Below are 13,617 nucleotides of genomic sequence, written 5' to 3' on the forward strand. Positions count from 1 at the left end.
AGAAGAAAAGCCAAACACTGGCGGAGAAGTTAAGCCAGAAGAAAAACCGAATACTGGCGGAGAAGTTAAGCCAGAAGAAAAACCGAATACTGGCGGAGAAGTTAAGCCAGAGGAAAAACCAAACACTGGAGAAGAAACTAAACCAGTTAACGTTCCAGAATGGTTAGAAACAAATTTAGCAACGAATGATTTTACATTTACACAAGCTTGGTATGATGGGTCAGAAGCTATTAATAAAGCAGCATCTACTAACGCTCAACAAATTGTTAAAAATATAAATAGCAAGTATGGAACAAACTTGAAGTATAGTGAAGTAGGAGCAATTGTAAAATTAGTAGATGGTTCAAAAGAGCAATTTATGTTATCTGGTATGAATGCAGATGATTTTGGAATTACTTTCATGGCATCAAATAATGCTACTGTAGAACTTGCTAAAGGTTTTGTTACACTTGTAAATCCAAATGTGAATTTAAATCAAGAAATTCAAGATATATCCTTAGCACCAAAAAATATTAAGGATGTTGAAAAAGGGAATTATAAAATTCACATCAGTCCAACAATGAAAGACCAAATGATTTCAATTCAAATCACAAAAAAATAATGAAAAAAGCCGTTTTAGTAACTTACTAAAACGGCTTTTTTATTAGAAATTAAAAATATTCCTCGAAATATAAAAGGAGGAAGATAATGAAGAAAATAAAATCAAAATTATTATTATGTATTTTCATTATTTCGTTATTTATTCCTAACTTTGCATATGCACGGAATAGTGATATTCCTTTTTATGATGGGAAGAATGAAACCTTGATAATTAACAAGGATTTGCAAATGCCTGGAAAGTATTTAAGGCCAGGTAAATTTTTACCGCCTAATGCACCAGCTGATATTTATTATACAGCTGATCTTCATTACCCAGCTCTTTACAATGGTAGTTTTGATTGGGGAAACCAAAGAGCTAACTTGGTACAGGCCGTTGATTATAGTGAACCTTTTGTTAATATAGCGAACGATGGATATATTGGAAGCGGAAATACTATAGGTAATAGAATGATTACAGAAGTGGAAAGAGTAAACTCCCAAGTGATTTCGCAAAAGTATTGGGGGAATCCAGATTTTGTTTTAAAGTATATATTACCTTATGAAGTGACAAGTGTTGCGTTTCCGAAGTCGTATGGTAAATTCTATTGGATTAGGGATATGGCTTATCTTTCAGGTGGTATGGCAGGTGCAGGGTTACATAAGGATATTAACAAATTTAATATCTTTATTGTACGTACTAGTTTTCCGGATATAAAAAAATTCCAAGCATCTGACGGTCCTAAAAGTAATACAGTAGATTTCCAAGTTGAAGGTTTTGAATATGTAACCAAAAATAAAGGATATACAGATAATAATATGGGAGCAGAAACTATAAATCCTTATGCGGAAATGGCTGGGGAGCGAAATAGAGTAAAATGGGTTCTGAAAATATATAAAGATGGTTCTGAAATTGATACTAAAGAAGGATATATTCGTTCTAATCCTAAGAAGGATTCAGAGAAGCCAGAAGAGGGCGATGCTGGATATTTTGGAGGGAAAGGGTCAAGTAGCCCTATAAGATGGCAACCAACGACTTGTGGGAAGTTTGAAGCGAAATTACAAGTCTATGACGCTGTACAAAGACCAGCGAAGGAAAAGAAAACTTCCTTTACTATTTCGGGAAATGGTTGTGACAAAGAGAAACCACCAACTCCAGGTGGTGAAGGCGATGAAGATACATTTAAGTACAAAATGGATTTTTCAGTAGATCGTATTGAGGGTGAAACAGTTGAATCTGGTGATTCTGTAAAAACACCGGTTAAGGTTTCAAGAGCTGATTTTTCGGAAGAACGAAAAAAATACCGAGAAGAATTAGATCGGAAAATCCAGGATCAAGAGCGAGAACTTGATAGATTAGAGGACAGAAAAGAAGACGCGAGGGAAGAATTGAAATTTTGTCGATATGATAGAATTTGTACAATAGATGAAGAAGGAAATCAACATTGTGTTCCCCGTGATTGTTCATCGTATGAATATAATCTTGATAGAATATTAACCATGATTAGTACAGAAACAAAAAAATTAAATAAAGAGAAGAATAAAAGGGATAGATTAGATAAATTAGAGAGTGAATATAAAAACACCACTCCAAATGTTGTTCTCAGGTTCCAAGATAATATAGTAGGACAACAGAAGGTCAATTTATCCGAAGGACAATCTAAAGTTTTGTATTATGATTGGAAAGTACCAAGTTCAGGACAAATTGAGGCTGAGATCAATCCTAAGCCGCGAAAATATGATAATAGTAAAGATGTATTAAAAACAAACTTTAATAATAATAAATTGGATACTCCAATTAATGTTGCTTCACATGAAACCTCTACTTGTTCACAGCCTAATTCTACAGCTACGGTAACAGCTGTTGTGCGTACAATTAATAACGCAGGAGATAGGGACACATTATATGAACGCTTAACGGGTAGTATTGTGAATATATCAAAGCCTAAAATAAGAGCAGGATATGGATTTAGTTATGAAGTGAAAACAACCTACACAAATGAAGATTCATCAAGTCATGCTACGGGTGTGAAGAGTACAACGTCTTTCCTTCCTACAATGGTTAAACATCAACAGTATTCAAAAACAGAAGATGGATACAAAGTACCAATGGATGAAACACTAGGAGGATACAATCAAGTTTGGTCATTACCTCATACTTACGTTGAAAAGTTTTCAGGAAATGTATTTAATGATAACTATAAAAAGCATCCTAAATACAATCCTAATGAAACTATTTTAGATGGCGGGAGAAAGTGGTATACCGAATTTACACAAGCAGATGGAACATATTCATTTAAAGCAATGGCTTATGGTGCGGGTGTTAATAAGTTAAATCTTTGTCTTACGGGAAAAATTGAAGTGGAAGGTTCAGGGATTGGTGATAAAAAAGGAAATGATGATTTTATTAAACGCTCTGTAAATCCACAAAATCCATTCCCAGGGCAAGTAGGGTGGAACTGGAAAAACAAAGAACATATGTTAACTAGTTTATCGGACTGGTGGAATACATGGAAATATCCAAATCCAAAAGATATTCCAACAGGGTATCATATGGAGAGTTATAAAATTACTCCAGAAATGTATAAGCAAATTAAAGAATATAACAAGACGCATGGTTCAGATGTTAATCTGAATAGTGATTTCCTAACGAGATTTAATTTTAAATAATAAGAAAGCCTGTTTTGAAAGTGGAATTAGCTTTTAGAACAGGCTTTTTGTATACGAAAAAATATGTTGGTGAGGTGTACAAATCAATGCAACCACCAAAATTTGTTGTAATAATGCTGGTGTTGATCGGGATTATGTTGTTTACAGCAAGTACCGGTTTTATGTTTGCAGCGGATACAAATGAAGATAATAGCTTACATCAAGCAACAGCTACAGCCATGTCAAAAGGAATTAATATGGGTCAATTAAGAGTTGATGAAGAAATAACCATTAATGAGAAAGTGGTTAAAGAAACCCTGATTAGAGAATATGTTAATCAGTCAAATTTCCATGATGGTGAAAAACGATTAAATATTTATGCCATTAACTCTCAACCAGCAATGATTGGAGTCGAATCATACAACACTTTTGCTATTCCTATTAAGAAATATTTAAAAGAACCGGATGATCAAACGACAGTTAGACAATTTGAAAATATGATTTTTGAAGCGAAAAAAGTAACGAAATAGGAGTTGAAGAAATTGGTGAAAAAGCTTCCTAAGAAAACCGTGAGTTTATTAATTGCTGTAGGCTTAGTAGCGACAATTGCAGGATATGAAAATTACAGAATTAATAGTGCGATAAATCCTACTAAGGTTTATTACAGTAAAGTTGATATTCCACCAAGAACAAAAATTACAAAGGATATGTTACAAGAGAGGGTCATTCCTGGTGATGCAATTGCTCCTAATGCTATTACAAATATAAAAGATTTAGAAGGTAAGTATACAGTAAACGGATTTGGAGTTTCAAAGAACTCTTTATTGTTCAAGGACAAAGTAGTTCCAAAGGATGAATTGCCGGATGCAGCTATATTAAATTTGAAGAAAAATGAAGTAGCTTTTCCGTTATTGGTAGATATTGAAACATCATCTGGTAATAGCATTATCCCAGATTCTTATGTAGACCTGTATTTTAAAGGTACGGTGAAGAATGAAACGGATCATACTGAAAAGCCTATATTTGGGCGTGTTGCAAAACATGTTAGGGTAACTTCAGTAAAAGATAGTAATGCTACAAATGTATTTGATCCTAAGAGTGTAGAAGTTGATGGATCATACAAAGACAATTTAAATAATGAGGCGAAGAATCGTCCGCTTGCTAAAATTTATACTTTCGCAGTTTCAGATGAAGAAAATCAATTGTTAAATAAGGGAGCCTTAATTGGTGAAATTATTCCTGTTGCTTCTGGTGAATCTTATAATGCCAATGTTGAAAGAACGAATGACGATTTAATTACAAAGTGGATTCAGGATCAATCTTATAAAATAAAGTAAGGAAGGGGTCTTTAAAATGGGGAAAATTATTGGAATATATGGTGCGCAAAGAGGATTAGGTGCAACAACAATTGGCCAATCTCTAACGAAGGTAATAGCAAATTCTAATTCAAAGGTGCTTTATATAGAATTAGATTATTTAAATGCTACTTTTGCTCATAAAACGGCAATATCTCATCGGGAAAAGAATATGGAATTGTTTATGGAAAAGGCAATTCTAGAAAACAGAATGGATATTCAGAAGTATGTTTTGAAAAAGGATGATGTCGGGGATAGTAAGAGGTTTTCATGGTTTCCAAATAATATGGAGGTATTGACCTTTAGTAAGGACTTCAAAGAAAGGGGGTTTCCTCGTTTTGAAACAGGTGTAGAAACGAAGGTAGAGAAGTTCATTAATAATTTTATTAGTAAACTAAAGGCGCTTGATTATGACTTTGTACTACTTCAGTTACCTAATCAAATAGAAAGTATTTTTGGATTACCTATTTTAAGTAAGTGTGATAATGTCGTAAGCATTTTAACAGGCAATCCAATAGTTGTATCGAAATACAAGAGCATAACAAACGTATTTAATAAGGCCGACTTCAAATATAAAGAGTGGGTACATGTATTTAATTTATGTAGCAACAAAATCGATGCGGAAGATTATAAATTGTTAGTAGACTTTGATGTGGCAACTTGTATTCCTTATGATCCGGAAAGAACTGAAATGGAATTTTCTTTAATACCTGGTTCGGAAACAATAGATGAGCATACAAAAATAATCGCTAAAAAAATAGGGTGCTTTATTAGAAATGAACAAAATAGATTTCGATTTTTAGTGAATAAATAAAATTAAATGAGCTAAAGGCGGTGAGATATATGAAAAACACAATTTCTTTAGAAGAGTTTGGTTATACATCCTCAACTCCAGAAAAAGTAGATGTAGAAAAATACATTTATAATATTAAATCTGGCGGTCATACATCTACACCTTCTACTAAGGAAATACCACAAGACTTAATTGATACAGTAAAAAAATACTTGCTAGAGGATCATAAAGAGTTAATTCAAGAATCTTTTGGGGATGAAGTGAAAAAAGAAGCGCTAAGGGATGTAGTTTCTCAATTTATTACAACGCAGCCTAATATAGAAGGCTTTACTTTAGAGCAACTTGCTAAAGGAATTGTAGATGCTGTAGCTGGCCTGGATGTTTTAGAGCCATTTTCGGAGCAAGACAGTGTAACGGATATTATATGTAATAACTGGGATGAAATATGGATAAAGGATTTAGAAAAAGGAGACTATCTTTCAGATGTTACATTTAAAAGTAAAGAGGCATATATGGCACTTTGTAATAAGTTTGTAAATGCCTCTGGACAAACATGGACACATAGTAAGCCAAGGTGTGACGCTGATTTTCCAAACATGCGTATTAGTGTAGTAGGTTTTGACATATCAAAGGATGGTATTTCATTAGCCATTAGGAAATTTAGTAAAACACTAAGGATTAACGATCAAAATATTGTAAGTGATGGATTGGCATGTGCTGAAATGATTCCTTTATTCGGTGCTATGATGAAGTCGCGAGCGAGAATTTTGATTAGTGGAGAAACTGGTACTGGTAAAACAGAATTTATGAAATATCTTATTGGACATAAGAAGAAAACAGATAAACTCATTGCTATGCAAGATATAGATGAAATGAATCTGAAACATATTTATTCAAAAGATTGGAATGTAAAAACATGGCTAACAAGAGAAAGAGAAGATGCATCCAATTCCATTACCATTGATGATTTGTTAAATAGTGCTGTCAGACAAAACCCAAAGATTTTATTCATTAATGAGCTACGTGGAAGAGAAGCATGGGGAGCAAAAAAGGCAGCTGAAACGGGTCATGGGCTTGCTACAAGTTTACATTCCCCAAGTGCTATTGAAAGTGTAGAACGATATTCTAGTCTATGTCTAGAGGCTGTTAATATATCTAAAGAATACTTACAGCAAAGTATCGCAGAGAACTTTGATTTTGGTATGCATTTTGAACTTATGGAAGATGGAAAAAGAAGACTTGTTGAGCTGGTAGAGTATATTGGGTATGAAGACGGAAAACTAATTTATACACCTTTATACACATTTAACGTAACCGAATTTAAGGAACTAGAGGATGGCAAGTATTTAATAAATGGTTTTCATCAACGAGAAGGAAAAATGAGCGAAAAGATGATTAAAAGGATGAAATCTAGAGGGATCAAGACAGAAGAACTTGAGGTTGCAAAGGAACTCCCTGTAGAAAAAGGGAGGGAACGTTAATTGGGTTTTCTTAATTATCTTCCATATTTTTTAATGGCAGTTTCTTTATTCTTTGTAGTTAATTTAGTAATTAATTTAATTCAGAGAAAAAATAGAAGTAAGTTATTTGTTACGACTGAAAAAGATGATGGTAAGATAGTGAAGTTTTTAAAGAAAAAAGGATTGTATAAATGGATCAGTCCTAACTATATTATGAGGGAAAGTAAAGATTTTAATTGGAATTTATCCCTCCGGGATTATCAAATCATACTAATTGTAGGGACCCTAGTTGGAGCCGTTGCATTGTATGGTTTTTTTATGTCGTTAAGTACAACAATATTCGGGGTGTTAGTAGGGGTATCTCTTCCGCCAATCATTGGATTTTATAAACGTAAGAGATACGAAGAATATGTGGAAAATCAGTTAATGGTTTATCTAGAAGCTGTAGCGAATGCAGTTTCTACACATGAAAATATGACATTGGCTTTTAAGAGTGTTTTACCGTTACTACAATCTCCTATAAAGGATGATGTAGAACGATGTTTAATCCTATACACGGAAGATGGAAAAAGCATTAAAGATGCCTTTTATTCATTCGTACAAAAATATAATTACAAAGATATTAAGCTCTTTCATGATATGTTGGACCTTATATCAAAAACAGGTAAAGATACGGATGACATACTTTTAAATATTGCACATGAATTTCAAGATAAAAAAATATACCGTGCAAAATTAAAATCAGGTATGCAACCACAAAGGAGAACATTTAAGCAAACGGCTATAATGCTTGCTTCATTACCGGTTGCAGCCTTGGCGATCAATGCTGATGATTATGTTGTATTTGCAAGGACAATACAAGGAAGGTTCATTCTTTTAGCAATAATTGTAGTATGCATATTTAGTGCATTTAAAATAGAGAAACATTCTTTCTACGATCCTACAGAAGATATCACAAAAATAAAATAATAAGAAGGTGATAGAGTGAATCTATATCCTTTGATTTTACTATTTATCTTAGTCTTACTCTTTGTATTAGTGGCTTACAACCTGGTACTGGAAAGACAAAAAAGTAAAAGGTTTCAGATTTATAGCATTGTAAAAAAAAGTAATGTAGCAAATAAAAGACAACCTATTTTGTATACAATATTGTATCCAATTTTAAAATTAAAGAAGAATTGGATATCACAAGAACGTGAAAAAGAATTAGAGAAAAAGCTAAAAAAAGTTAATTCGAGTCTTACACCAATGGAGTTTATTATTAGTAAACTTACCTTCTCAATTATAAATTTTTTAGTTATAGCTAGTTTAATATTTTATGTTCCAGATTTAAAAATAGTAATTTTCCCTTTAGCTTTGGTATTTGCTGTTATGGGATTTTATGTGAAGGAATCTAAACTTAATAGTAACGTTAAAGCGAAACAATTAAGAATGCAGCTTGAATTACCGGAATATATGATTTCTTTGGCTTATATGATTGGTAGATATACAGCCTATGAAGCTACTAAGAGATCAATAGAATATGCTTCAGATAATTTAAGGCCATTAGTAGAAAATCTAATTGCACAAATTGAACTCGAACCAGGTAATTTTGAACCATATCTAGAGTTTGCGCGTGAGGTAGATATACCAGCAGCGTATCAATTTATGGTTGCTTTACAACAAGCAATGGTTATGGATGAAAGTCAGAGTAGAGAAATAATTAATAATCAAATTAAGTTAATGAGAAGACTACGGGCTGAATCTTATGAAACGTTAGTTGCATCGCGGCCAGGTATGGTCTTCAAATACCTTATTTCTACATATTTGTGCATTATTGTATTTGTTATAGGTTTCAGTTTTACATCTATTTATGAAAAGTTTGTTCATATGTTTTAACTAAATCGTAAAGAAAGGAGGTGATTTTCATGTATTATAAGTCACTTCAGGACAAGCTTTTCTTCAAATCAATATTTCTTGCAATATCTTAGTTGATAAAGCAAGAGATAGTTAGTTGAGGTTTTAATTAATCAAATAAATCTATTAAAAGAAGAGGAGAAATTTATTTATGAAAACATTAGAAATTAAAGAATTAAAAGGATCAAGTAAGGGGAAGGGTTCAGCTTTATTAACTCGTACAAAACAATGGTTGAAAAATGAGTCTTCAGATGAAACATCAAATAAGGTTTCATGGACTTACATTGGACTTGGAATGGCAGTTGTAGTTTTAGTTATCATGTACCCAGCATTAAAGTCAGGTACTTTTAATGTATCTAATTACTTTACTTCAATTACTGGCGGCGCTAAGAGTGAACCGTCTGGATGGTCAAAATAAGTTTTTAGTTGAAAGGGCGGTTAATCCGTCCTTTTCTCTTAATTTATAGAAAGGAGAAACATATACATGCAACAAGCAGTTACATATGTTGTTTTTTTCTTGTCGTTAATGTTCATTATTGTCTTTGGTGTAGAATTTGCAGGACAAACAGTTGTTAACGTTAAGGCGAATGAAATTAGTGAATATGCTGTAAGTTTAGCAGAGAGGGATGGGGGCTTTACTCCTGACGTAATCAGTAAAGTAAATCAAAAATTAAAGGATAGCAATATGGATTCTAAAGATTGGAAGATGGAATATACACAAGGAAAAGTACAATTTAATCAACCTCTTACTTTCACTATAAAAGGGAAGTATAAATATAATTCGTTTAAATTACTTGAAAGAGGTATAGGTACCTTTGATGTATCAATACAAAGTACTCGTTCAGGTGTAGGACAAGTTTATTTTAGATAATAAGCGGTCTTGAAGTGTACGGAAAGAATGAGCAAATATCGTTTGAGTTAAGATCGCAGTTTAGAAAATGTTCAATAGTAAGTAAATGATGGTTTAAATTAAATCGGAGTTCTTAGTAGACTTCAATATCGCTTGCTAGTACCTAGCAATAAAGGGTGACAATATTTCAATTCCATTTGAGATATACTGTCACCTTTTTATATAGATATCTTCTGGAAAGAATGGAGGTATAAGGGGAGTTAGTTAATTTGAAAGAAAACATAAGGAAGGGGCTGTTTATAGTTCTTTTCTAATAGGGGTGGATTTCGATGTTTACAAAATGTCGAGAGATTGGAATTTTATTAATGTTAATACCACTTTTACTAATAGCTTGTATTTTACAGGCAATGGGAGAGGGGAACGAAAAGTGAGCTCTATAATAATTGATCTTCTAATGAAATTTATGATGATTTATTTAATAGGTTATGTCACTTGTAGTTTTTTATGGAGAGTAGAAACAGATTTCAAGGAGAGATAATATGAAACGTTTATCAGGAGAAGTGTATCAAGATGATGATCCTTTAGCTTTTGCGAAGGGATGTAAAAATGGCTTAATCATTGCCCTTCCCTTTTGGGGTGTAGTTATAGGTGTTGTAAGTTTTATTATGTAAAAATTTCATAACAATGAAGGGGTGGAATTAATGATCGTTTCTAATGAAATTGCTGGTATTCAAACTAAAAAACAAGCGTATGAACTCGCTAGAAAAATGACAAAACAGGTACTTCATGAAGGCGCAGGCTTAACATGGATAAGAACAACACAATCATTTTTAAGTGGAGCCATTCTTTACGTAAAAGATAAGTATAAGGAAAAGGCTAGGTTATCAGATGTAAGAGAATTTGTTTTGCAAAGCGAAGAAAAGGAAGGTTTTTTGGAACATATCACAGATCACTTAGAAAAAGATCATCCTTCTTATCATGCGTTTTCAATTATGTTGACTTGTAAGGAATCTACAAGAATTCTTGTTATTGCCCTATCTAATTTGTGTATGAGAACTGTAAAGGAGTGAGGGAGTGAGAAATGAGGATTTTATTAAAATCAGAGGGAATATAAATGGATTTTGAATTTGCAAGGAGGTAGGAGAATGTGGAGTCAGTAATTTCACATTGTTTGTATGTAGTGTGTAGTTCAGTAGATAAGGTATCACAAGCGTATGAAATGGCGAAAGAAATTTTTAATCCGAAGGATCAAAGTGAAAACTTAGTAAGTCATCTGAACTTAACTTCTTTTTTCGTTCTTTGTAATGGCAGCCATACAAGATTGGAAGATCAAGAAGAGTATATGAAAGCAAGAGAAAAGTATATTAAGTATCTTAAAGATCAGGATATTCATTTCATAGACGCAACAAGAAAAAGCATTTAAAAGATTTGAAAAACATTAAAAAGGAGAGAGTAATTCTTCATAGTTGATGCAAAGGAAGTGGAATTAGTGGCATCTAAAAATAAGTTTGAAAAAGAACTGGAGAAAGCCATGTTGAATGTATTAATAAAACATTGGCGATTTTTCCTATTACTATCCGGTATATTATTTGTTTGGATTACAAGATACGAAATTTTAAATCGATTAATTCAGATTGTGCCAATTGTGAAAAGGGTTGTACATGTTAGTCTACTCCTACTATTTATTGGAGCTATATTTTGGATAACTAGATGTATTATTTTATATAGGCTCGAAAAGAGGTTTTATAAATACGTTTTAGTTATCCCTCATATGTCTGATGATGCAAAGGTAGATCAATTAGGAGATATGATTAGACAAGTGCATGGTGAGGGAAGAAAACCACTAGAACAATTGTGGAAGGGTCGCGATTGGTACCGATTACTTATGTATCAGCCGGAAGATATAGATGGGAAGAGTCAAAAGGTTCGATTTTATTTAGGTGGACCAGAAGAGAATTTAGCTTATTTAGTTAAAGCGTTTCGAAATGTATATAAAAACGCTGAAATCATAGAACAAAATATAGAAGATATTCCGTTTCCGCGTAATAAATTGTTTGGTGGTGCTGTTGGCGGGAGAATGAAATTAAAGACGAAAAAATCTTTATCATTAGCCCAATATAAAACAGATAAACTCCCACAGCTTATAAGTGGAATGGAAGAAAAGACTTGGATTGATGTTTCCTTTTCACCAGATCGAGATTATCGATTAACAAGAAGAATCAAAAAAGAAGAAGCTGAATTAAAGGCACGAAAGAGATTAGAAAAAGATTTAGATGTATTTCAGAAAACGGAAGCAAAGGTGTTAACTCAACGGTTTTTAGGGAAAGAAACAGCGTTTCAAGTTTGTGTTTCTGTAGCGACTGAAGTATATCCTGGTGTTAGAATGCTAAAAGGTTTAGGTAATATCATAGCTAGTATGATGGCTGATGTAAATGAACTTCGTTACCGTTCGTTTCGTCGGTCTATTTGGCGTATTCCAATTCCTTATTACGGGCGTATGACTTGGACAGGTTCAGAACTTGTTAATTTGCTTCATCTTCCGAATATCAGGGGTGATAAGGAAGATGAATTTGAGAATAAGATTTTGTATTTAGAAAGCGGAGAGAAGATGCTTCCTGAAGGTGTTCTTTCTAAAGGTCTAACAATTGGAACGCTAGTTCATCCATTAGAAAAAGATCGTGAAGTAAAGATGACGGAAGAACAGTTTAAAAAGATGGGGTGTATTACTGGAGGTACTGGTGCTGGTAAAAGTACTGTAGCAGCCAATGTACTTGATAGCGCCTTAAATCTTTGGATTGAAAACCCAAATACAGCAAGTGGATTTTCGTTGTTTGATCCTACGCCGGACTTAGCGATTGTAGTGCTAAATCGATTATTAAAGGCAGAGTTAGAAGGTGCCAAAGTAGATTGGGATAAGGTTCACTTCATTCGTTTCCGGAAAACAAAGCATCCACCGGCAATTAACTTGTTGCATCGCAATCCTGATGAAGACACACAAACGGTAGTTGATTCTATTTTCGAAAGTATTCAAGCGCTAGTCCCAAATCCAGCTCCACAAACCGAAAGGATTCTAAAAGCGATTATTGGAACGCTTTTATGTGATGGGAGTCAAAAACACTCTACATTAAGCATTATTGCGTTTGGAACAGATGAATTATTTCGAGAGCGTGTTTTGGATGGTTTGGAAGGTCCAGAATCAATGCATTATAGAAACCTATGGAAAAATGAAATTGGCGCCGCCTTAGAAGACAGTATGCAGCCATTATTAAATCGGTTAGACATATTCCGTAGTAGCACATATTTAAAACGCATATACGGACAATCTGACTTTTCTCTAGATATTTTAAAGTGGATGGATGAAGGACATCTTGTTTTTTATGATTTGTCAGGTATGGGAAATGCTGATATTAAGCTAACAATTGGTTACATCATGAATCAGTACCACCGTATTGTACAAAAAAGACAGATTGGTTCGAAATTGCATTTAACATTCATCGATGAAGCTCATAAAGTACCAGTTCCAATTCTTCCTAAAATCGTAGCGGAGGATCGGAAGTATGGTCTGGGTCTTTGGATTATTACACAACAAATATCAGGGCAATTAGATCAAAAATTGGCAGATGCACTTACGGAAATAGGTGGTAATTTCTTTGTTTGTAGACAAGGTAAGTCATCGGCTAAGGCTCTAGAGGGAATTATGCAAGGGAAATTCAGAGCGGAGTACTTGCAAGGATTGCCCGATTTGGAAGCAGCTGTTCAAACACAAGATAAGTTTGAGGGGAAAGCCAAAAATGTATGGTGCATGATAAAAGCGAAGCCTTTAGATCGCTATAGACCGAATGGCAAGGTTGCAACGTATGGAAATGATAAAGAAATTGCTGATTCTAATGAATGGACATACAAAAAAATAGATGAATTAGAGAAAAGGGGAAAGTCAGCTGAAGAAATAGATCGAGAAATTAACCTTTTCTTATATGGCCAAGACATAACAGCTTTAACTAAAGTGAACTTGAAAAAAGAGGATGAATCACTCTTTGA

13 protein-coding genes and 1 pseudogene are annotated in these 13,617 nt (G+C 33.5%); all 14 read left to right on the forward strand.

Features of this window, described 5'->3' with window-relative positions; genetic code table 11:
• A pseudogene (locus MR079_RS24725) lies at window positions 1-601 on the forward strand (S-layer homology domain-containing protein); the annotation flags it as partial.
• Between the two features lie 86 nt (window positions 602-687).
• Window positions 688-3,246, forward strand: coding sequence for a hypothetical protein (locus MR079_RS24730; protein ID WP_061112681.1), 2,559 nt, complete (start codon window positions 688-690; stop codon window positions 3,244-3,246).
• Window positions 3,247-3,332: 86 nt separating this feature from the next.
• Window positions 3,333-3,755, forward strand: a complete 423-nt coding sequence (locus MR079_RS24735) for a DUF5411 family protein (RefSeq protein ID WP_001183011.1) — start codon at window positions 3,333-3,335, stop codon at window positions 3,753-3,755.
• A 15-nt stretch (window positions 3,756-3,770) separates the two neighbouring features.
• Window positions 3,771-4,562: a Flp pilus assembly protein CpaB gene (gene cpaB, locus MR079_RS24740; protein ID WP_061112711.1), complete on the forward strand. Its 792-nt coding sequence runs from the start codon at window positions 3,771-3,773 to the stop codon at window positions 4,560-4,562.
• 16 nt (window positions 4,563-4,578) lie between these two features.
• Window positions 4,579-5,394, forward strand: a complete 816-nt coding sequence (locus MR079_RS24745; RefSeq protein ID WP_061112682.1) for an AAA family ATPase — start codon at window positions 4,579-4,581, stop codon at window positions 5,392-5,394.
• Between the two features lie 29 nt (window positions 5,395-5,423).
• Window positions 5,424-6,854: a TadA family conjugal transfer-associated ATPase gene (locus MR079_RS24750; RefSeq protein ID WP_087095690.1), complete on the forward strand. Its 1,431-nt coding sequence runs from the start codon at window positions 5,424-5,426 to the stop codon at window positions 6,852-6,854.
• Window positions 6,855-7,802, forward strand: coding sequence for a type II secretion system F family protein (locus MR079_RS24755; RefSeq protein WP_080444358.1), 948 nt, complete (start codon window positions 6,855-6,857; stop codon window positions 7,800-7,802).
• A gap of 15 nt (window positions 7,803-7,817) precedes the next feature.
• On the forward strand, window positions 7,818-8,711 hold the full coding sequence (locus MR079_RS24760; RefSeq protein WP_061112684.1) for a hypothetical protein: 894 nt from the start codon (window positions 7,818-7,820) through the stop codon (window positions 8,709-8,711).
• Between the two features lie 169 nt (window positions 8,712-8,880).
• On the forward strand, window positions 8,881-9,147 hold the full coding sequence (locus MR079_RS24765) for a hypothetical protein (protein ID WP_000853492.1): 267 nt from the start codon (window positions 8,881-8,883) through the stop codon (window positions 9,145-9,147).
• Between the two features lie 66 nt (window positions 9,148-9,213).
• The gene (locus MR079_RS24770) at window positions 9,214-9,600 is read left to right on the forward strand and encodes a DUF4320 family protein (RefSeq protein WP_061112685.1); all 387 of its coding nucleotides are present in this window, start codon (window positions 9,214-9,216) and stop codon (window positions 9,598-9,600) included.
• A gap of 518 nt (window positions 9,601-10,118) precedes the next feature.
• The gene (locus tag MR079_RS29270; protein ID WP_254906609.1) at window positions 10,119-10,250 is read left to right on the forward strand and encodes a hypothetical protein; all 132 of its coding nucleotides are present in this window, start codon (window positions 10,119-10,121) and stop codon (window positions 10,248-10,250) included.
• 30 nt (window positions 10,251-10,280) lie between these two features.
• Window positions 10,281-10,649, forward strand: coding sequence for a hypothetical protein (locus MR079_RS24775; protein ID WP_061112686.1), 369 nt, complete (start codon window positions 10,281-10,283; stop codon window positions 10,647-10,649).
• A 77-nt stretch (window positions 10,650-10,726) separates the two neighbouring features.
• The gene (locus tag MR079_RS24780) at window positions 10,727-11,002 is read left to right on the forward strand and encodes a hypothetical protein (protein ID WP_210370727.1); all 276 of its coding nucleotides are present in this window, start codon (window positions 10,727-10,729) and stop codon (window positions 11,000-11,002) included.
• Window positions 11,003-11,068: 66 nt separating this feature from the next.
• Window positions 11,069-13,617 (forward strand): type IV secretory system conjugative DNA transfer family protein (locus tag MR079_RS24785; protein WP_242294813.1); only part of this gene is annotated, 2,549 nt, incomplete at its 3' end.

Origin of the sequence: Bacillus cereus group sp. BfR-BA-01381 (genome assembly GCF_022663555.1) — a bacterium.
Taxonomy (GTDB): Bacteria; Bacillota; Bacilli; order Bacillales; family Bacillaceae_G; genus Bacillus_A; species Bacillus_A pacificus.